This window comes from Cellulomonas sp. URHB0016 (assembly GCF_054057935.1).
Map to the genome: position 1 here is coordinate 311,188 of NZ_JBSRZU010000001.1, position 20,148 is coordinate 331,335.

The following is a 20,148-nucleotide window of genomic DNA, read 5'->3' on the forward strand; positions in this document are numbered from 1 at the left end:
GTCACGCCTTGAAGAGGTGACGTCGGATCGATGCCGCGTTGGAGAAGATGCGGATGCCCAGCACCACGACCACAGCGGTCGACAGCTGGGTGCCCACACCGAGCTGGTCTCCGAGGAACACGATGAGGGCCGCGACGACGACGTTCGACAAGAACGACGTGAGGAACACGCGGTCGTCGAAGATGCCGTCGAGCATCGCGCGGAGGCCGCCGAACAGCGCGTCGAGCGCGGCGACCACGGCGATCGGGAGGTAGGGCTGAAGCTCGACGGGCACGGTGGGCTGCAGCATCAGCCCTGCGACCACTCCGACGACCAACCCGATGACTGCGATCACGTGCCAACCCTTCCCGGACGACCTGCCGACCCTGCCACACCGCTGCCCGTCGGCGCACTCTTCGTCGTCCGCTCAGCGCCTTCGGTGGCGCCCGACCCCGGTGTGACCGTGGGGGCGTGCCCGGGCGGCACGGTCGCGTAGTACAGCGTGGTCTGCCCGGTGCCCGCCAGTGTGAGAGAGCGCTCGGAGGACATCTTGACGCCGATGCCGTACGAGTTCCTGAGCGTGGCGAGGTGCTGGCCGGCTGTCGCCTGGGCCATCGACGTCTGCATGTGCGGCGCGTCGCCGATGGCGTCGACCGTGTACGGGCTGGACACGGCGACGACGTCGACCAGGACCGCGTCGCCGGCGCTCCTGATCGCGGTCATCGACGTGATGCGCTCGCCGTTGACGGCGATGGCCTCCGCTCCGGCCGCCCACAACCCGTTGACGAGCACCTGCAGGTCGCCGTCGCGCACCCGGGTGTCCGGGTCGACGACGTCAGGGTCCTGCGTCGGCCCGTCGGTGAGGACCACCCGCAGACCGGGGCCCGTCACGGGTACGGCTCCGGACGCCACCGCGTCGTTGGCGAGCTGGGCACCGAGCCGGGGCTCCGTGTCCCGCAGCAGCTCGTCCTGGAGGGTGGCGATCTCGGCGCTGAGCTGCTCCACCTGCTCCTGGAGGCCGGCGGCCTCGTCGCCCCGTTGGACGATCTGTTGCTCGAGCAGGTGACGCGCCGCGACGACGGAACCCGTCGGACGCCGGAGCGAGAGCGTCGCCGTCGTGACCGTGAGCCCGAGCAGCACCGCCAGCACGACGAGACCGGCACCGGAGCGGACCGTCCGGCGCGACGGGCGCTGCGAGCGCCGTTCGGCGGCCTGCGCGTACCCCGGGTCGAGCGGCCGGCGGTACACCTCGTTCAGGAGGGTCATCGAGGCGTCGGGCGGCCTCGACGCCTCTGCCGTGTGCCGGGTGCTCATGCCTCCTCCGGTGCCGAACCCCGCAGGAGCTTCCTGGCCTGCGCGAGGTAGAGCGCGCCCGAGAACCAGTAGAGGCCGACGCCCCACAGCGCGCACGCCCAGCCGACGACCCACGCGACCGCACCCACGGGATCGGCCCACTGGGCGAGCAGCAGCAACGGGAAGGCATAGAGGAGGGCGAACGTCCCGGCCTTGCCGGCGAGGTGCACAGGCAGGGGCGCCCACCCGGCGCGCGCGAGCACGACCAGCATCACCGCGAGCACCACGTCCCGGGCCACGAGCACCGCAAGCAGCCACCAGGGCACGACGTCGCGCCAGGCGAGCGCGAACAAGGTCACGAGGATGAAGAGACGGTCCGCTGCGGGGTCGAGCAGCTGGCCGAGACGCGAGACCTGCCCGAGCCGACGCGCGAGGACGCCGTCGAGCCAGTCGCTCGCGCCGGACACCGCCAGCACGGCGACCGCGGTCGCGTCCCGACCGCTGGCGATGAGCCAGGCGAACACGGGCACGAGCAGGAGGCGCAGGAGGCTGATGAGGTTGGGGACGGTCAGCACCCGCGAGGTGACGACGTCGTTCTGCGTCACTGCCTCCCCCGTCGGGTGTGCTGTCGCTGGCCGCGACGATCCTATGCGGCCCGGGGCGTACGCCCGACCGCGGTCACGACGCTGCGTGTCCCTGCCGCGCGTGCGACGCTGCGTGGATGGAGCACACCGACCCGGACGTCATCCGCCGCCTGCTCTCCAGGCCGGGGCGATGGGCGGTCGTGGGACTGTCGACGAACGCCGCACGCCCCGCGTTCGGTGTCGCACGGTACGTCCAGCAGATCGGGCACGAGATCGTACCGGTGCACCCGCGCGCCGAGACCGTCCACGGGGCGCCGGGGTATGCGTCCCTCGCGGACGTGCCCGGCCACATCGACGTCGTGGACGTCTTCGTCAACAGCGCTGGTGCAGGCGCCGTGGTCGACGAGGCCATCGCCGCCGGTGCCGCGGCCGTGTGGCTTCAGCTCGGCGTGGTCGACGACGAGGCGGCACGCCGAGCGGCGGACGCAGGTCTGGACGTCGTGATGGACCGCTGTCCGGCGATCGAGGGTCGGGCGCTCGGCCTGTCCTGACACCACTGCCCTGACACCAGGGTGCCAGGACCACACGATGTGCCCCACGTCACCGCGAGGTATCAGCCCGCGATCGTCCCGGGCCACGTAGGATGTCCAGCGAATCTGGAGTTCGTCGCGTCCCCCGGTCTGGGTGTGTCCTGCAGTCTGCGGTGACCACCCTTGCGTGAAATGTCGAGCCACCCGTCCATGACGGGTCGCCGTGGGTGTTCGGGGCTGCGACCTGCCGACTGCCTCCTGGCGCTCGGGCCAGGGCTCCTCCCCGCGACGACGATCGGTCTGCTGCTGCCATGAGCACCTCTGTGCCCCCCTCCATGTCCACCACCGAGCCGGCCCTCTCGGCCGGCCCCACGTTCGCCGACCTCGGCATGCCCGCCGCGCTCGATCGCGCCGTGGCCGACCTCGGGTTCGTCACACCGTCCGGTATCCAGGCGAAGGCCATCCCCGCGCTGCTGCAGGGCCGCGACATCGTCGGCGTCGCCCAGACCGGGACCGGCAAGACCGCCGCGTTCGGTCTGCCGCTGCTGGCGTCGATCGACCCCGACGTCGCCGCGGTCCAGGCCGTCGTCCTCACCCCCACCCGTGAGCTCGCCATGCAGGTCGCCGACGCGATCCAGTCGTTCGCGACCCACCTGCCCGGACTCGGCGTGCTCGCGGTCTACGGCGGTTCCCCGTTCCTGCCGCAGCAGCGTGCCCTCTCGCGCGGCGTCCAGGTCGTCGTGGGCACCCCTGGCCGGGTGATCGACCACCTCGAGCGCCGCACGCTGAAGATGGACCAGGTCCGCTTCCTCGTGCTCGACGAGGCCGACGAGATGTTGCGCATGGGCTTCGCCGAGGACGTCGACAAGGTGCTGGCGGCCGCACCTCAGAAGCGTCAGGTCGCGCTGTTCTCCGCCACGATGCCGCCGCAGATCCGCCGGGTCGCCGAGCAGCACCTCAACCGCCCGGTCGAGATCACGGTGTCCCGCCAGGCGTCCACCGTGACGAGCGTCCGCCAGACCTACGCGGTCGTGCCGCACCGACACAAGACCGGTGCCCTCGCCCGCGTGCTCGCAGTGTCGGAGGCCGACGCCGCGATCGTCTTCGTGCGGACGCGTGGCGCCGCCGAGGAGGTCGGGAGCGCGCTGATCGAGCGCGGCATCTCGGCGGCCTACATCTCCGGTGACGTCGCGCAGACCGAACGGGAGAAGATCGTCGACCGGCTCCGGACGGGCGCGCTGGACGTGCTCGTCGCCACCGACGTCGCCGCGCGAGGCCTGGACGTCGACCGCATCGGGCTCGTCGTGAACTTCGACGTCCCCCGGGAGCCGGAGACCTACGTCCACCGCATCGGGCGCACGGGACGCGCCGGTCGCGAGGGCGAGGCCCTGTCGTTCGTCACGCCCGCCGAGCAGTCGCGCCTGCGCCAGATCGAGCGGACCACCCGCCAGTCGCTCCTCCAGGTCGAGATCCCGTCGCCCGTCGAGGTCTCGGCGCACCGGGTGCAGGCGCTCCTCGCTCGGACGGCAGCCCGCGCCGAGGTCGGCCGGCTGGACCTGTACCGCGAGGCCATCGCCGTCCACCTTGCGCAGAACCCGGGGCTCGACCCGGTGGACCTGCTCGCGGTGGTCGCGGCGCTGTCCGTCGGTGACGAGGGCCCCGTCGCCGTCCAGGGCGACGACCTTGACGACGCGCTCTCGCGGGCTCATCTCACGGGCGCTGGTCGCGACCGTGACGGGGACCGCAGCTACGACCGTCCCGAGCGGGGCGAGCGTCGACGGGCCGACACGCACGTCGCCGGCGGTCCGGCGAGGTGGCGCGTCGCCGTCGGGCACCGTGACGGCGTCCAGCCAGGTGCGCTCGTCGGAGCGCTCACCGGCGAGGGCGGCCTGTCCGGCAAGGACCTCGGCAAGATCGACATCTTCGGCAGCTTCTCGCTGGTCGACATCCCGGGTGGCCTGTCCGCCGAGACCGTCGACCGCCTGGCCCGGACCAGGGTCGCAGGTCGTCCGCTGCACATCCGGCTCGACTCCGGGCCGCGTCCGGGTCACGGCGCCTCGCGTCCGTCGCACGGGCCTGCCCGCGGCCGCAGCTGACCATCCTCGTCGCCCGCGACGCCGAGCCCGGACCGCACGCCGGTCCGGGCTCGGCCCGTCTCTACCGCAGGACGGGCCCCGGGCGGGCCTCGGCGCGGTGCGGTGACGGTCCGCCCCGCAGCACCACGATGTCCGCCTCGCGCAGCACCTCGCTGACGTCGCGGAAGCCCCGGATGCTGCCGAGCACACCGACGCGGACGCGGGTGCCCATCTCGTGCTGGAGCTGGTCGAGCAGCTGCGACAGGCGGTCCGGGAGGCCCCCGGGGCCGACGTCGTCCAGCAGCACCGCGAACTCGTCCTCGCCGATCCGCGCCGCCGTGTCCCCTTCGCGCAGCGGTCGGCGCAGGCGGCGCACGAGCTCACGGTGCAGGTCGATCTGGGAGTCGCCGTCGCCGTCGGAGCGGCCATGGCTCGACACCGGCAGGTCCTCGCGCACCCGTACGACGGCGAGGGCGCAGTCGTAGGTCGGCGACCGCCGGGTCCGCAGCACGGCGGCGCCGAGCCGGTCCAGGAACAGCAGCCGGTTCACCAGGCCCGTCTCGGGGTCGTGCAGAGCGTCCCGCTGCAGTGCGAGCTCGGCCTCCTTGCGCTCGGTGACGTCGACCAGCGCGCCGACGAGCCGCGCCGGACAGCCCGCATCGTCCAGCACCGTGACGGCGCGGCAGAGCATCCAGCGATAGTCCCCGGACGACGTGCGCACGCGGTGCTCGAGCTCGAGAGGGGTCCCGGTACCCGCGAGCTGGGAGGCGATCGAGGCGGAGACCTCGTCGCGGTCCGCGGGGTGGACGCGCTCAAGCCACTCTCCCGGCGAGTCGCCGATCACGTCGTCGTCGTAGCCGAGGGTCTGCTTCCACCGTGGCGAGTAGTAGACCGTCCCGGCGGAGACGTCCCAGTCCCATGTGCCGTCGTGTGCGGCCATCGACGCCAAGGCGTACCGCTCCTCGCTCGCCCGGACCGTGTCCGCAAGGGATCGCTCGCGCGCGGCCGCCTGCTCGAGCGCACGTCGCTGCTCGCGCAGCGAGGCCAGGAGTCGTTCCTGGTCCAGGGCGACGGCGAGGAGGGCCGCCCAGTGGTTGAACCGGTCGCGCGCGCTCGTCGCCCGGGTCTCCACGGTGCCGTCGATCGCCAGCAGGCCCCAGTCGCTCCCGCCGAACGTCACGGGCACCACGAACGTCAGCTCGTTCGAGCCCACGGTGCCGGCCCGGGTGAGAGCGGTCGGGGGGAACTGGCTCGCGGTGGTCCGCATGCCGACCAGGCGGGACAGCGTCCCGGACGTGTCGTGGACGCCGACGATCTCCATCTCGCGGTCCCCTGGCCCCCGGTCTGCCCCGAGCCACAGGGCGAGGCACGCGTGCCCTCGGACGCCGCGCGGCAGCCAGCCGAGCGCCCGCGGGCTCGCGCCGTCACCGCGCAGGAGGTCCATGTCGACCTCGTACTGGTCGACGATGGTCCGCTCGAGCTGTCCGCTGCGCGCGAGCATCGCACGCGTGCACCCCTTGGTCAGGGCGAGCAGGACCTCCGTGACGGTACGTCGGAGCGCGGCCTCGTGGTTGCCGTTGGACAGCTTCTCGACCTGGTGCGACTCGATCGCGCGGAGGCAGGTCACCAGCTGTTCCAGGGCCTCCGGGTGCGGCTGCATCGCCGACGTGAGGTCCGCGAGGCGGGCGAGGGTCGGCGGGTTGGGTACCGTCCCGCGCTCGGCCGCCGACTCGAGCGGCTCGACCACGGCGTGCCACCAGGTGTCCCGCGGTGCGCTGCCGGACCTCCGTCCCGCGCCCGCACCGAGCGGGCCGACGAACGCCGACTCCGCGACGGCACGGAGTGCCTGGTGGCAGGCGGCGAGGGTGGACGCCGGAGCACCGACCCGTGCGGCAGCCGCGACGTCCGTGCATCCGCAGGACTCACGCAGCACGAGCGAGGACGGGGCCCTGTACTCGCCGCCGGGCACGTCCTCGCCGCGCATCTTCGACAGCAGCAAGGAGACCGCGGTCTCCCCCACACGGTCGTAGTGGGCGTCCACGGTGGAGAGCCGGGGGGTGACCCGGGCGCCTGAGTCCGCGTGGTCGAAGCCGATGACGGCCTGATCGCGGGGAAGCACGAGCCCGGCGGCGCGCAGCGCACGCTGGAACCCGATCGCGTTCCGGTCCGTGGCAGCGACCACCGCGGTGGTGGGCACGCCTGCGGCGAACATGCGTGCGGCCGCGTCCGCGCCGCCCTGCTCGTGGTTGTCCGAGGCCTCGTAGTTCCACTGCTCGACCGGCTCGATGCCGTGCTCGGCCAGGACCGCCCGGTAGGCGGTGTACCGCTCGCGCATGTCGCGCTGCGTCAGGCAGCCGAGGAACCCGATCTTCGTATGGCCGTGCGCGAGCAGGTGCTCGACCGCGGCTCGGACGCCCCCGTCGTTGTCCGGGACCACCACCGGGTCGTCCGCAGACGTCGGCTCCTCGCTGACGAGGACCAGCGGCACGCCCCACTGCTGGACGGCTGCGAGCCGGTCGGCCCGGAGCGCCTTGCCGACGACGACCAGCCCGTCGACCGCCCCGAGGGCCACGGGCGCGTCGAGGATCGACTCGTCGGGGTACCGCTCGCGATCGAGCCCGGCCGGGTACGTCTGGACCGCGACGACACGGTGACCTGCGGCTCTGGCCGCCCGAGCCACCCCGGCGATGAGCGCACCGAAGTAGAAGCCGCCCACGACGGGCGACAGCACGCCGATCGTTCGTCGTGCCGTCGGTGACACCGGCCCGCGCCGCACCGTTCCCATCACAGACACCCCTCGCCCACATCGTCGGAGTCGAGATGATGCATTTGACCCGCATCGGGCGACACACTAGGTGATCGTGGTCACACCTGCATATGACTCAGCCCGTCACGGTACCTCGGGAACGGCGGTGCCGACGCCCTCCGGGGGTGTCGGTGTCCCGGTCGCTCCCCCGACCCGACGCCCCACCATCACCGATGTCGCCCGCGCGGCCGGTGTGTCGATCGCCGTCGTCTCGTACGCCCTGAACGGGCGTCCGGGCGTGTCGGCGGCGACCCGAGAACGCGTGCTGCGCGTCGCGGACGAGTTCGGCTGGCGGCCGAGCGCGGCAGCGCGCTCGATGCGCACCGGCCCTCGCGCCGTCGGGCTGGTGGTCGACCGCGGCGCGTCGGGGGTGGCGGCGCCCGCCTCGGGCGTGCTCGAGTTCGTCACGTCGCTGCAGGAGGTGCTCGCGACGCGCAACCTCGCGCTCGTGCTGCAGATCGTCGACGGCCCGCAGGCGGCAGTCGCGCTGTACGGCGAGTGGTGGGCCGAGCGTCGGTTCGACGTCATGGTCGTCACCGACGTGCTCCTCGAGGACCCCCGCATCGACGCGCTGCGCCGGCTGCGGGCGCCCTCCGTGGTCGTGGGCGGCGACGGTGAGCACGACCTCGGGTCCGTGGCGCTCGACGAGGCGGAGGCGTTCACGAGGGTCGCGCGGTACCTCCTCGAGCTCGGGCACCGCAGGGTCGCGGCGGTGACGGGGCCGGCCGTGCTGGCACGGTCGCGGACGCGCGCAGCGGCGCTCGAGGGCGTGCTCGACCCCGCGGGCGGCACCCTCCTGCACGAGCACACCGCCGGCACGGCGGAGGAGGCCGCGGTCGCGACACGGCGGCTGCTCACGAGCGGTCGGGCGCCGACGGCGATCGTGTACGACACCGACCAGATGGCCATCGCCGCGCTCGACGTGGCTCGCCGCACCGGCCTCGCCGTGCCGTGGGACCTGTCGATCGTCGCCGGCTCGGACTCGGCGCTGTGCCGCCTCGCGACCCCGTCGATCACCACCCTCCCCTCCGGCCAGCGTGAGCTCGGCACGGCGACCGGCGAGGCGGTGCTGGCAGTCCTGGACGGGGACCTGCGGGCGCGTCGCGAGCTCCAGATCGGGGGCCTCGCTGTGCGCGGCAGTACAGGTCCGCGTTCGAGGTGAGGCGGGCCGGCCTCCGTCGACTCACGGTCGACGGAGGCCGGTTTCCTCGGGAGATACGTCACGATTCGGCAAAAGTGGGTGCTTAAACGTTTTGCACCATGCCGTCTGATGGCCCCGCGTGATCAGGTGGCGGCCAGTCGCCGTGGACTCCCCCCGGGCGACTCGCGCCTGGGCAGGACGGTCTGCCGGGTGTGCCGAACGACATCCGGAGGACTACGTGTCCACACACGGCAAGAGAGCAGTCGGGCGGCGCCTGCGCGCTGTCGCCACGGCTGCGACGGCCACAGCCATGGTGGCTGTGCCGCTGACCTTCTCGGCAACTGGCGCCAGCGCCGCCGAGTCCCACGTCGACAACCCGTACTCGGGCGCCCAGCAGTACGTGAACCCCTCGTGGGCCGCGTCTGTTGAGAGCGCTGCCACGCGGCAGACCGACTCGGCGCTCGCGGCGAAGATGCACACGGTGGCGAAGCAGCCCACGGCCGTGTGGATGGACCGCATCAGCGCGATCGCCGGCAACGCCGACGGCAGCGGCCTGAAGTTCCACCTCGACAACGCGCTCGCGCAGAAGTCGGGCTCCACCCCGCTCCTCGTGAACATCGTCATCTACGACCTGCCCGGTCGTGACTGCTTCGCCCTCGCCTCGAACGGTGAGCTGCCCGCCAGCGACGCCGGCCTGGCGCGCTACAAGACCGAGTACATCGACGCGATCGCGTCGCTGCTCTCGGACAGCAAGTACTCGGGCCTGCGCTTCGCGCTCACCATCGAGCCCGACTCGCTGCCGAACCTGGTGACGAACATCAGTGAGCCGCTCTGCGCGCAGGCGGCGCCGTACTACAAGGCCGGCGTGAAGTACGCGCTGGACAAGTTCCACGCCATCCCGAACGTGTACAACTACGTCGACATCGGCCACTCCGGCTGGCTCGGCTGGGACAGCAACGCCGGCCCGTCCGCGACGCTGTTCGCCGACGTCGCCAAGTCCACCACCGCCGGTTTCGCCTCCATCGACGGCTTCGTGTCCGACACGGCCAACAGCACGCCGCTGGAGGAGCCGTTCCTGCCCGACTCGAGCAAGACGGTCGGCAGCGGCGCCATCAAGTCGGCCGACTACTACGAGTGGAACCCCGACCTCGACGAGGCGGACTTCACGGCTGACATGTACAAGCGCCTCGTCAGCGCCGGCTTCCCGTCGTCGATCGGCATGCTGATCGACACGTCGCGCAACGGCTGGGGCGGCGCGAACCGTCCGACGGCCGTGTCGACGAGCACGGACCTCAACACGTACGTCAACGCCTCCAAGGTCGACAAGCGTGTCCACCGCGGCGCCTGGTGCAACCCGCTCGGTGCCGGCCTCGGCGAGCTGCCGAAGGCGACGCCCTCGGGCTACACCGCCTCGCACCTCGATGCGTTCGTCTGGATCAAGCCCCCGGGTGAGTCCGACGGCGCCTCGAGCGAGATCGCGAACGACCAGGGCAAGAGCTTCGACCGCATGTGCGACCCGACCTACGTGTCGTCCAAGCTGAAGAACCAGCTCACCGGCGCCACCCCGAACGCCCCCCTCGCGGGTCAGTGGTTCGAGACGCAGTTCGTCACCCTGGTGAAGAACGCCTACCCGGCCGTCGGCGACAGCAACCCGCCGCCGGTGGACACCACCGCGCCGTCGGCTCCGACCGGTCTCACGGCCGGCACCCCGACGTCGACCTCCGTGTCGCTGTCGTGGACCGCGTCCACCGACAACGTCGCCGTCACCGGCTACGACGTCTACCGGGGCACGACGCTCGTGGGCTCGTCCGCCACGACGAGCTTCTCGGTCACCGGGCTGTCCGCCTCGACCACGTACTCGTTCACGGTCAAGGCCAAGGACGCCGCGGGCAACGTCTCGTCGGCCTCGTCCGCCGTCTCGGTCACGACGGCGAACGGCACCACGCCGACCGACACCACTGCGCCGTCCGTCCCGACCGGTCTGACCGCCGGCACGACGACGCAGACCTCCGTGCCGCTGTCGTGGACCGCGTCCACCGACAACACGGGCGGCTCCGGCGTCGCCGGCTACGAGGTCCTCCAGGGCTCCACGGTCGTCGGCACCACCACGTCGACGAGCTACACGGTGACCGGCCTGACCGCCGCCACGGCGTACTCGTTCTCCGTCCGGGCCAAGGACGTCGCCGGCAACACGTCGGCCGCGTCGTCGGCCGTCTCGGCAACCACCCAGCAGGGTACGACCACCGACACGACGGCACCGTCCGTCCCGGCCTCCCTGGCCGCGGGCACCACGACGACGAGCAGCGTCCCGCTGTCGTGGAGCGCGTCGACCGATTCCGGCTCCGGCGTCGCCGGCTACCAGGTGTTCCAGGGCTCGACGCTCGTCGCCACGGTGACGACCACGAGCTACACCGTGACCGGCCTGTCCGCGAACACGGCGTACACGTTCACCGTCAAGGCGAAGGACAACGCGGGCAACACGTCCGCCGCGTCGACCGCCGTGACGGCGACCACCCAGAACACCACCACGACCACGGGCGCCTGCAAGGTCGTCTACACGGCCAACAGCTGGAACAACGGCTTCACGGCTTCCGTCAAGGTCACCAACACCGGCACGGCCGCGCTGTCGAGCTGGAACCTCGGGTTCTCGTTCGCCAACGGCCAGAAGGTCACCCAGGGCTGGAGCGCCGACTGGTCGCAGTCCGGCACGGCCGTCACGGCCAAGAACGCCGCCTGGAACGGCACGCTCGCGGCCGGCCAGTCGGTGGACATCGGCTTCAACGGCTCGCACTCGGGGACGAACAACGCCCCCACCGCGTTCACGCTGAACGGTGCTCCCTGCACCATCGGCTGATCCGCACGGCATGACGCAGCGGGGGTCCTCCGGTTCGCCGGAGGGCCCCCGCTCGTGTGCCCGACGATGATCGGTGGTTCAGCCGAGCGGTGACGCCGTCAGACGGAAGGCACCGCGCCCAGCGCGTCCGCCACCGCCGCCACGAGGTCGTCGACATCGGCCTCCTGCGTGTCGAACGAGCACATCAGGCGGACCTCCCCCGTCTCGATGCGCCAGTCGTAGAACCGCCACCGCTCCCGCAGCCGCGCGGTGACCTCCGCCGGCAGCGCGACGAACACGCCGTTCGCGTGCGTCGGCTGCGTGATCTCGGCGCCCGGGATGCCGGCCAGGCCGGTGGCGAGGCGCGCCGCCATGGCGTTCGCGTGCCTGGCCGAGCGCAGCCACAGGTCGCCTTCGAACATCGCGACGAGCTGTGCCGACACGAAGCGCATCTTCGACCCGAGCTGCATGTCCATCTTGCGCAGGAACGGGAGACCGGTGGCTGCGCCGGGGGCGAGCACGACGACGGCCTCACCGAACAGCAGCCCGTTCTTCGTGCCGCCCAGCGAGACCACGTCGACGCCCGCGTCCGTGGTGAACGCGCGCATCGGCAGGTCGAGCGCGGCCGCGGCGTTCGCGATGCGCGCACCGTCGAGATGCAGGCGGAGCCCGAGGGAGTGGGCCTGGTCGGCGAGAGCGCGGACCTCCGCCGGCGTGTAGAGCGTGCCCAGCTCGGTCACCTGGGTGATGGAGACCACGCCGGGCTGCGCGCGGTGCTCGTCCCCGAAGCCCCAGGCCTGGCGCTCGACGAGCTCCGGTGTCAGCTTGCCGTCCGGCGTCGGGACGGTCAGGAGCTTCAGGCCCGCGACACGTTCGGGAGCACCGTTCTCGTCGGTGTGGATGTGGGCCGTGTCCGCGCAGATCACCGCGCCCCACGGCGGCAGCATCGCCTGCAGCGAGAGCACGTTGGCCGCCGTGCCGTTGAACACCGGGTACACCTGCACCTGCGGACCGAAGTGCGCCGCGAGGACCTCGTGGAGGCGGGCGGTGTAGGCGTCGTCGCCGTAGGCGACCTGGTGGCCACCGTTGGCCTCGGCGACCGCGGCGAGGATCTCCGGGTGCGCACCCGCGTAGTTGTCGGAGGCGAAGTCGCGGTGGTCGGCGTCGTGAAGTCGGGTCACGCCCTCAGTCTCCCTCGACGGTCCGGGTCCGTGCGCGGAGGCGCAGCGCGGGGTCCTGCGGCATGATCCGACCGACGACGAGGAGGCATGCCTGTGCTGGAGCGCGACGCGGACCCGACGGACGACCGTCACGAGACCTTCACGGAGCGGATGGACCGCAACTGGAACGAGCTGCTCCAGGAGCTCCGGGTCACGCAGACCGGCGCGCAGATCCTCACCGGCTTCCTGCTGACGCTTCCGTTCCAGCAGAGGTTCGCGGACCTCGACGACTACCAGGTCAGGCTGTACCTGGTGCTGGTGATCCTCGCCGCCGTGGCGACCGCGCTCATCGTCGCCCCGGTGAGCCTGCACCGGGTGCTGTTCCGCCGTCGGATGAAGGCCGAGCTGGTCGGGGCTGCGAACTGGTTTGCGCGCGCCGGGCTGGTGGTCCTGGCGCTGGTCCTGGCGGGCGGCCCGATGCTGCTGTTCGACATCGTCGTCTCCCGGGCGGCCGGGTGGCTGGTCGGCGGTGCCGTGCTGGTCCTGCTGGCGCTCTGCTGGTGGCTGCTCCCGCGCGCCATCGCCCGGCAGGCGCGGGCCTGACTCAGGCCGCGGCCCGGCACGTCGCGCACGTGCCTACCAGCTCGATGGTGTGGTCCACGTCGTCGAACCCGTGCGCCGCGGCGACCTGTCCGGCCCAGGCCTCCGCCTGTCCCGCGTCGATCTCGACGGTGCGGCCGCATGACCGGCACACGAGGTGGTGATGGTGGCTGCGCTGGGCACACCGGCGGTACACGGACTCGCCGTCGGCGGTACGGAGCGCGTCGACCTCTCCCGTCTCGGCCAGGCGTTGCACGGCACGGTAGACGGTGGCGAGGCCGATGCTCGAGCCCCGGGCGCGGAGCAGCTCGTGCAGCTGTTGCGCGCTGCGGAACTCGGCGACGTCGTCGAGGAGGTCGAGGATCTCGGCGCGCTGCCGGGTCTGCCGCACTGCCATCACCGAGCCGCCTTCCTGAGAGTCGTTCGCATCATAGTCGAGGGCGCCAACGGCGTCGGGCCGGGCACGCCTCCCGAAGGAGGTCGTGCCCGGCCCGATGCGGGACGAGGGACGTCAGGCCTGGACGGCGCGCTTGAGGGCGCTGCCCGCCGTCAGCTTCACGCGGAAGCCGGCCGGGATCTCGAGCTTCTCGCCGGTCTGCGGGTTGATGCCCGTGCGGGCCGAACGCTCGGCACGCGCCACGGCGAGGAAGCCGGGGATGGTCACGCTCTCGCCGGTGGACAGCTGCTCGACCAGCACCTCCTGGAAGGCCTTGAGGGCCTTGTCCGCCTCGGTGTTGGAGAGGCCGGCCTTCGCGGCGACGGCCTGGACGAGCTCGGTGCGGTTCACGCTCACGGAATCATGCTCCTTGTTGACTGTGGGACATGCGGCCCGGTCGGCTGGACCGGCACGGGGCGGGCCGCCCCCGGGCGTGCGGACGGGCCGCGTGCACCGGGGACGATGCGCAAGACACTAACCCGTCGGTGCGCGATGGCCGTGCACGACGACACGACGGTCACCTGTGAGTGCGCGCCAGCAGGTCCTGCACCGGCCAGGTCGTGAGCACCCGGTCCGCGGCGATCCCGTGCTGCGCGGCCCTCGCGCAGCCGGCTCCCAGCCAGTCGAGCTGACCCGGGGCGTGGGAGTCGGTGTCGATCGTGAAGTCGCACCCGACGTCGACGGCGAGCTGCAGGAGGTCGTGCGGCGGGTCGAGCCGGTCCGGGCGGCAGTTGATCTCGACGGCGACGCCGTGCTCGGCGCACGCCTCGAACACCGCCCGGGCGTCGAACTCGCTCTGCGGCCGCCCTCGGCCCAGCAGCCGGCGGCCGGTGCAGTGCCCGAGGACGTCGGTCCGCGGGTCGCTCACGGCGGCCACCATCCGCCGGGTCATCGCCGCCCGGTCCATCCGCAGCTTCGAGTGCACCGAGGCGACCACGACGTCGAGCTCGTCGAGCAGGTCGGGGTCCTGGTCGAGGCCACCGTCGTCGAGGATGTCGACCTCGATGCCCGTCAGCACCACGAACGGCCCGACCGCCCGGTTGAGCGCCCGGACCTGGTCGAGCTGGGCGCGCAGCCGCGCCGCAGACAGTCCGTTGGCGACCGTGAGCCTCGGCGAGTGGTCCGTGACGGCCAGGTACTCGTGCCCGAGCTCCAGGGCCGCGAGCACCATCTCCTGCATCGGGGCGGAGCCGTCGGACGCCTCCGTGTGCGAGTGCAGGTCACCGCGCAGCGCGGACCTGAGCGCGGCCGCCGCCGGGTCGACGGTCGTGCTGAGCGACCGCGCCAGCTCGTCCTCGAGCTCCTGGAGGTACGGCGACGTGCCGCCGCGCAGAGTGACGGCGACGACCTCGGCGGTCCGTGCCCCCACGCCCGGCAGGTCCGTGAGCGCTCCCGCCTCGGCCAGGACGGACAACCGGTCGGGGTCCTGCTTCTCGACCGCGCGAGCTGCGTTGCGGAACGCGTCGCTCCGGTAGGGGCTCGCCTGGGCGCGTTCGAGCAGGAACGCGACGCGCCGCAGTGCCGCGACCGCGTCGTCGCGGCGCTCCGACGTGGTCACGACGCCTTGCGGCGGGTCTTGCGCGGCTTGGACTCACCCGGCTCGCCGGCAGGCTTGTCGTCGGCGTCCTTGGCGGCGGGCTTCGCACGCGACCTGGGCTTCTTCGCCGGAACCTCGTCGTCCGGCGTCCCCGGTGCGGCCTTCTCGGCGCCCGGTCGCGAGCCTCGCGCCTTCTCCACGCTGCGCTGGAGCGCGGCGAGCAGGTCGACCACCTCGCCGCCACCGGTCGCCTCGGCCTCCTCCCCCGCCGGCGCCGGCACCGGCCGGGTGCTGCCCGAGGAGACCTTTGCCTCGATCATCTGCTCGAGCGCGGCGGCGTACCGGTCCTCGTACTGGCTCGGGTCGAAGTCCGCGGCCAGGGACTCGACGAGCGACGACGCCATCGCGAGCTCCTGCGGACGGACGGTGACGTCCGCGTCGAGGATCGGGAAGTCCGCCTCGCGCACCTCGTCGGGCCAGAGCAGCGTCTGCAGGCAGATCACGTTGTCGCGCACGCGCAGCACCGCCATGGTCTCCCGCTGCCGCAGGGCGACCTTGACGACCGCCATCCGGTCGGCCTGCTCGAGCGCGCCACGCAGCAGGGCGTACGGCTTGGCGGCCGTCTTGTCCGGCTCCAGGTAGTACGTCTTGGCGAGCAGGATGGGGTCCACCTGCTCGGCCGGCACGAACTCGAGCACCTCGATCTCCCGCTCGGTCGCCAGCGGGAGCTGCTGGAAGTCCTCGTCGGTGAGGACCACGAGCTCGCCGTCGTCGGTCTCGTACCCCTTGGCGATCTCCGAGTACTCCACCTGCTCGCCGTCGATGCTGCACACCTTGCGGTAACGGATGCGTCCGCCGTCCTCCCGGTGCACCTGGTGCAGCGTCACCTCGTGCTCGCCCGTGGCCGCATACAGTCGCACCGGCACGTTGACGAGGCCGAACGCGACTGCTCCCTTCCAGATCGCTCGCATGGGTCGTCGCCTCCGGGGTGAGGGGCCGACGCGCCGGGGCAGGCGGCCGGCCCGTGACGTGCACGGGTCCTCTGGGCAGGATGGACCCGTGGAGCCCATGCTCGCCACCCCTGCGTCGCAGGTCGGCGCCCTGCCCAGAGGTACCGGGTGGGCGTTCGAGGTCAAGTGGGACGGCGTGCGCGCGCTCGCGGACACCGCGGGCGGCGTGCTGCGGCTGTCGAGCCGCAACGAGCGGGACGTCACGCAGGCGTACCCGGAGCTGGCCGCCCTCACCGACGTCCCCGGTGCGGTGCTCGACGGGGAGATCGTCCTGCTGGCGGGAGGGGTCCCCTCGTTCGCGGCGCTGGCCGAGCGGATGCACGTGCGGGACGTCCGGCGCGCCGCGGCGCTGGCCCGCAGGCAGCCCGTGTCGTACATGGTGTTCGACCTGCTGCGGCTCCACGGTGTCGACCTGACGGCGCGGGGCTACGACGAGCGCCGCGCGCTCCTCGCCGGACTCGCTCTGCCGGACCGGGTACAGCTCTCCCCGTCCTATGCCGACGGCGACGACCTGTGGCAGGTGACGCTCGACCACGGCCTCGAGGGGGTCGTCGCGAAGCGCCGCACCTCCACCTACCAGGCGGGCCGCCGGTCGACGGACTGGGTCAAGTCGGCCCATGTGCGCACCCGGGTGGCGCTGGTCGGAGGATGGCGGGAGGAGAGCACAGGGACGGGCCGGCTCGGCGCTCTCATGCTCGGCGCGTACGACGGGCACGGCGCGCTGCGGTTCCTCGGCCGAGCGGGCAGCGGTCTGACGGGGCCGCTCGGCCTGGAGCTGGGCCGCCTCCTGCGGGTTCGCGAGGACTCCCCGTTCGACGAGGTGGTCCCGGTCCTCGACGCGCGCGGTGCCCGGTGGTGCGATCCCCTGGTCGTGGTCGACACCCGCTACCTCAACCGCACCCCCGACGGGCGCCTGCGGCAGCCCGTGCTCCGCGGCATCCGCACCGACGTCGTGGCCGACCCCTGGGAGCAGAAATGACACCTGAACGCCAGATGGTCGACGTGGAGGGCCGGGCGGTGCGGGTGAGCCACCTCGAGAAGGTGATGTACCCCTCGACGCGGACGACGAAGGCCGAGGTGATGAACTACCTGGTCCGGGTCGCACCAGCACTGCTGGCGCAGCTCAGGGACCGCCCGGTGACGCGGATCCGCTGGCCGGACGGCATGGCCGGCGAGAAGTTCTTCGAGAAGAACGTGCCTCGCGGCGCGCCCGACTGGCTGCGCCGGCAGACACTGCCTGCGGCGCCCGGCTCGGACGACGAGGGAGCCGAGCTGGTGCTGCCCTTCGTCGACGACCTCGCCGGGCTCGTCTGGTGCGCCAACCAGGGCTCGCTCGAGCTGCACACCCCGCAGTGGACGGTGGGCCCGCGCGGTGGTGTCCGTCGCCCCGACCGGCTGGTGATCGACCTCGACCCCGGCCCGCCGGCAGGTCTCGAGGCGTGCGCGCAGGTGGCGCACCTCGTCGCCGACCGGCTGCGTGACGACGGCCTGCCGGAGTCGGTGCCGGTCACGTCGGGCAGCAAGGGGATGCAGCTCTACGCGAAGCTCCCCGGCACACGTCCCGTGATGGAGGTACGGCAGTACGCGCGCGACCTCGCGTTCGCCGTCGCGGCCGCGCACCCCGAGCTCGTCGTCGCCGTGATGAAGAAGGACCTGCGCGGCGGGAAGGTGCTCATCGACTGGTCCCAGAACCATCCCGCGAAGACGACGATCACGCCCTACTCGCTGCGCGGCCGGGAGCTCCCGCGGGTCGCCGCCCCACGCTGGTGGGACGAGGTGGGACCAGGCTTGCAGCACCTCGGACCCGACGAGGTCGCCGACCGGCTCGAGGCCGACGGGGACCCGTTCGCCTGAGGCTGCGGGCACCGCGGCGTCCGCGCCGGCGGGGGGCGCAGGCGACCCGTCTCCGATGGCGAGCCCACCGGACCTGAGGCACCGTGGACGGCGCCGGGGTGCGGACCCCGGGAGACGATCACAAGGAGCGCCCTCATGGCACAGAAGCTGCCCAAGTACACCGTCCCCTCCCTGACGAAGCAGCAGGGGGCCGAGGTGGCCGCGATCCTTCAGCAGCGCCTGGACGCGCTCAACGACCTGGCCCTCACTCTCAAGCACATCCACTGGAACGTGGTCGGTCCGCACTTCATCGCCGTCCACGAGATGCTGGACCCGCAGGTCGACGCCGTGCGGCTGATGGTCGACGCGATCGCGGAGCGGATCGCCACGCTCGGCGTCGCGCCCGTCGGGACGCCGGGCGCCCTCGTCGCGAACCGCACGTGGGACGACTACGCGATCGGGCGCGACGGGGCGATCGCCCACCTGGGCGCGCTCGACGAGGTGTACGTCGGTGTGATCAGCGACCACCGGCAGGCCGCCAAGGACACCGAGGAGACCGACGCGGTGACCAACGACCTGCTCATCGGGCACCTGCACGAGCTGGAGCTGTTCCACTGGTTCGTCCGGGCACACCTCGAGTCCTCCGGCGGCGCGCTGAGCACGGCGTCCGTGGACGGCGAGGTCGCCTCTGCCCGGAAGGCAGGTCAGAAGGAGAGCGCATGACCGCTGACGAGCGCCCCCGGCCCGCGGCCGCGCACGAGGACCACCCGCCGGTCCTGCGCGCGGCCCGGGCCGGCGCCCGTCCCACCGGGTCGGCTCGACCACCCGTGCATCGCGCGGCCCGCTGGGAGGACGTGTTCGACCGTCGGCTCGCCGCGCTGCTGCGTCGCCGCGGCTGGACCGTGCGCATCGAGCCGTACGCCGGATACGGGTCGCCAGGCTGGGTACGGGTGATGGCGCGCGCGGTGCTCGCCGCGCCCGCCGTGCGCGACTCCGACCTGCCCGGTGCCGGGTCCAGCGCGCAGGCGGGGACGCGGCCGGCGCCGAGCGTGCGCGGGTGGCGCAGCTTCGCGACCGCCCAGGTCGCCGGAGCCGTCCTGGAGGTGCGGATCGGCGAGCGGACGCACCGCGTGGTGACCGACCGGGGCGGGTACGTCGACACCCTGCTCGAGTCGGACCTCGGCCCCGGGTGGCACGACCTCGAGCTGCGGACGCAGGACGGGCGCCGTGCGGTCGCTCCCGTGCACGTCGTCGACCCCCAGGTGAAGTACGGGATCGTCAGCGACATCGACGACACCGTGGTCGTGACCCGCCTCCCCCGTCCGCTGGTCGCCGCCTGGAACGTCCTCGTGCGGCACGAGAACGCCCGGGAGCCCGTGCCGGGCATGGCGGAGCTCTACCACCAGCTCCTGGCCCAGGAACCACGCGCCCCCGTGGTGTACCTGTCGACCGGCGCGTGGAACGCGGCACCCGCGATCGGGCGCTTCCTGCGACGGTACGGCTACCCGGCAGGACCGCTCCTCCTGACGGACTGGGGGCCGACCAACACCGGGTGGTTCCGCAGCGGACGGGAGCACAAGCGGGCTCAGCTGCGGCGCCTGGTGCACGACCTGCCCGGCGTCCGGTGGGTCCTCATCGGCGACGACGGGCAGCGCGACCCGGAGATCTACGCGGAGGCGGCCCAGACGTTTCCGGAGCACGTCCGCGGCGTCGTGATCCGTCAGCTCACGTTCGGTGAGCACGTGCTCGCTCACGGCCTTCCCGTCCAGGCTCCGGCGGGTGCCCGGGCCGAACGGGAGACAGCCCGTGAAGGCATCCCGGTGGTGCAGGGACCGGACGGATCGGCGATCCTGCGGGAGATCCGCACGCGGGGCGTGCTCCAACCGTGACCCGACCGGCCTGGATCCGTGGGCGGGTCGGCCGCTGGGGCGTGCGCTGCGGTGCGGCGTCCCGGACCGCTGAACCGGGTGACGGCCTAGAGGCGCTGTGGGTCGTCCCAGTCCTCGAGGCTCGCGATCGCCTCGTCGTCCGGGGCCAGCTCGACGGCGAGCAGCGACCGCGGGGCGCGCAGGGCGTCACCACCCGACCGTGCGTCCGCAGCGGCGAGCTGCGCCTCAGGGAGCACCGGGTCGGCGAGGTGCTCGACGGCAGGATCGGACGTCAGGTCGCGGTCGCGGCTCATGGTGTCGGTTCTACCCCGCCGAGGGCGCGACTGCACACCCCGTCCGAGGGGTGTTCATAAACCTTTCGCCCACTGCCGGGCGTTCGAAGCGCTTCGATAGCGTCCCCGCGACCGCTGGCAGCGACGGCTACGCCCCTGCCGCGCGCAGC

General features: G+C 72.6%; 19 protein-coding genes. 9 read left to right on the forward strand and 10 right to left on the reverse strand.

Annotation, left to right across the window (positions count from 1 at the left end; all coding sequences use genetic code 11):
* Position 1: 1 nt before the first annotated feature.
* From ACVW07_RS01470 to ACVW07_RS01480, 3 genes are read right to left on the reverse strand one after another with little or no spacing between them, the layout of a single operon-like run.
* Positions 2–334, reverse strand: coding sequence for a small basic family protein (locus ACVW07_RS01470; RefSeq protein WP_456817523.1), 333 nt, complete (start codon positions 332–334; stop codon positions 2–4).
* Positions 331–1,293 (reverse strand): DUF881 domain-containing protein, encoded by a 963-nt coding sequence (locus ACVW07_RS01475; protein ID WP_456817524.1) that lies wholly within the window; start codon positions 1,291–1,293, stop codon positions 331–333. The genes ACVW07_RS01470 and ACVW07_RS01475 overlap by 4 nt, the downstream gene beginning before the upstream one ends.
* Positions 1,290–1,877, reverse strand: coding sequence for a CDP-alcohol phosphatidyltransferase family protein (locus ACVW07_RS01480; RefSeq protein WP_456817525.1), 588 nt, complete (start codon positions 1,875–1,877; stop codon positions 1,290–1,292). The genes ACVW07_RS01475 and ACVW07_RS01480 overlap by 4 nt, the downstream gene beginning before the upstream one ends.
* A 116-nt stretch (positions 1,878–1,993) precedes the next feature.
* Between ACVW07_RS01480 and ACVW07_RS01485 the strand changes: the two genes are divergently transcribed.
* Together ACVW07_RS01485 and ACVW07_RS01490 are read left to right on the forward strand one after the other, a co-directional pair.
* Complete coding sequence (locus tag ACVW07_RS01485; protein WP_456817526.1) at positions 1,994–2,407, forward strand: CoA-binding protein; 414 nt, start codon at positions 1,994–1,996, stop codon at positions 2,405–2,407.
* Positions 2,408–2,697: 290 nt separating this feature from the next.
* The gene (locus tag ACVW07_RS01490; protein ID WP_456817527.1) at positions 2,698–4,482 is read left to right on the forward strand and encodes a DEAD/DEAH box helicase; all 1,785 of its coding nucleotides are present in this window, start codon (positions 2,698–2,700) and stop codon (positions 4,480–4,482) included.
* Positions 4,483–4,543: 61 nt separating this feature from the next.
* Here ACVW07_RS01490 and ACVW07_RS01495 read toward each other — a convergent pair whose 3' ends face one another.
* Positions 4,544–7,192 carry a substrate-binding domain-containing protein gene (locus ACVW07_RS01495; RefSeq protein WP_456817528.1) on the reverse strand — a complete coding sequence of 883 codons (2,649 nt, stop codon included), beginning with the start codon at positions 7,190–7,192 and terminating at the stop codon, positions 4,544–4,546.
* A 181-nt stretch (positions 7,193–7,373) separates the two neighbouring features.
* Here ACVW07_RS01495 and ACVW07_RS01500 point away from each other — a divergent pair, with 181 nt between their 5' ends.
* Together ACVW07_RS01500 and ACVW07_RS01505 are read left to right on the forward strand one after the other, a co-directional pair.
* Positions 7,374–8,429, forward strand: coding sequence for a LacI family DNA-binding transcriptional regulator (locus ACVW07_RS01500; protein WP_456817529.1), 1,056 nt, complete (start codon positions 7,374–7,376; stop codon positions 8,427–8,429).
* A 217-nt stretch (positions 8,430–8,646) separates the two neighbouring features.
* Positions 8,647–11,262 carry a glycoside hydrolase family 6 protein gene (locus ACVW07_RS01505; RefSeq protein WP_456817530.1) on the forward strand — a complete coding sequence of 872 codons (2,616 nt, stop codon included), beginning with the start codon at positions 8,647–8,649 and terminating at the stop codon, positions 11,260–11,262.
* Positions 11,263–11,360: 98 nt separating this feature from the next.
* Here ACVW07_RS01505 and ACVW07_RS01510 read toward each other — a convergent pair whose 3' ends face one another.
* Positions 11,361–12,422, reverse strand: coding sequence for a threonine aldolase family protein (locus ACVW07_RS01510; RefSeq protein ID WP_456817531.1), 1,062 nt, complete (start codon positions 12,420–12,422; stop codon positions 11,361–11,363).
* 87 nt (positions 12,423–12,509) lie between these two features.
* On the opposite strand from ACVW07_RS01510, the gene ACVW07_RS01515 reads away from it, so the two are divergent.
* Complete coding sequence (locus ACVW07_RS01515; RefSeq protein ID WP_456817532.1) at positions 12,510–13,004, forward strand: DUF6328 family protein; 495 nt, start codon at positions 12,510–12,512, stop codon at positions 13,002–13,004.
* A 1-nt stretch (position 13,005) separates the two neighbouring features.
* On the opposite strand, the gene ACVW07_RS01520 is transcribed toward ACVW07_RS01515, so the two are convergent.
* The 4 genes from ACVW07_RS01520 to ku form a co-directional block, all read right to left on the reverse strand.
* Complete coding sequence (locus ACVW07_RS01520; RefSeq protein ID WP_456817533.1) at positions 13,006–13,398, reverse strand: Fur family transcriptional regulator; 393 nt, start codon at positions 13,396–13,398, stop codon at positions 13,006–13,008.
* A gap of 114 nt (positions 13,399–13,512) precedes the next feature.
* Positions 13,513–13,794, reverse strand: a complete 282-nt coding sequence (locus tag ACVW07_RS01525; protein WP_456817534.1) for an HU family DNA-binding protein — start codon at positions 13,792–13,794, stop codon at positions 13,513–13,515.
* Positions 13,795–13,954: 160 nt separating this feature from the next.
* A complete protein-coding gene (locus ACVW07_RS01530) occupies positions 13,955–14,995 on the reverse strand; it encodes a PHP domain-containing protein (protein WP_456817535.1) in 1,041 nt (346 codons plus the stop codon).
* Positions 14,992–15,945 (reverse strand): non-homologous end joining protein Ku, encoded by a 954-nt coding sequence (gene ku, locus ACVW07_RS01535; protein ID WP_456817536.1) that lies wholly within the window; start codon positions 15,943–15,945, stop codon positions 14,992–14,994. The genes ACVW07_RS01530 and ku overlap by 4 nt, the downstream gene beginning before the upstream one ends.
* A 97-nt stretch (positions 15,946–16,042) precedes the next feature.
* On the opposite strand from ku, the gene ACVW07_RS01540 reads away from it, so the two are divergent.
* The 4 genes from ACVW07_RS01540 (at position 16,043) to ACVW07_RS01555 (ending at position 19,706) form a co-directional block, all read left to right on the forward strand.
* Positions 16,043–16,963 (forward strand): ATP-dependent DNA ligase, encoded by a 921-nt coding sequence (locus ACVW07_RS01540; protein ID WP_456821006.1) that lies wholly within the window; start codon positions 16,043–16,045, stop codon positions 16,961–16,963.
* Positions 16,960–17,838 (forward strand): non-homologous end-joining DNA ligase, encoded by an 879-nt coding sequence (gene ligD, locus ACVW07_RS01545; protein ID WP_456817537.1) that lies wholly within the window; start codon positions 16,960–16,962, stop codon positions 17,836–17,838. Before ACVW07_RS01540 ends, ligD begins: the two co-directional genes overlap by 4 nt.
* A 135-nt stretch (positions 17,839–17,973) precedes the next feature.
* Positions 17,974–18,540, forward strand: coding sequence for a Dps family protein (locus ACVW07_RS01550; protein ID WP_456817538.1), 567 nt, complete (start codon positions 17,974–17,976; stop codon positions 18,538–18,540).
* A complete protein-coding gene (locus tag ACVW07_RS01555; protein ID WP_456817539.1) occupies positions 18,537–19,706 on the forward strand; it encodes an App1 family protein in 1,170 nt (389 codons plus the stop codon). Before ACVW07_RS01550 ends, ACVW07_RS01555 begins: the two co-directional genes overlap by 4 nt.
* An 86-nt stretch (positions 19,707–19,792) precedes the next feature.
* Here the strand turns inward: ACVW07_RS01555 and ACVW07_RS01560 are convergent, their stop codons facing one another.
* Positions 19,793–19,999, reverse strand: coding sequence for a hypothetical protein (locus tag ACVW07_RS01560; RefSeq protein WP_456817540.1), 207 nt, complete (start codon positions 19,997–19,999; stop codon positions 19,793–19,795).
* Between the last annotated feature and the right edge of the window lie 149 nt (positions 20,000–20,148).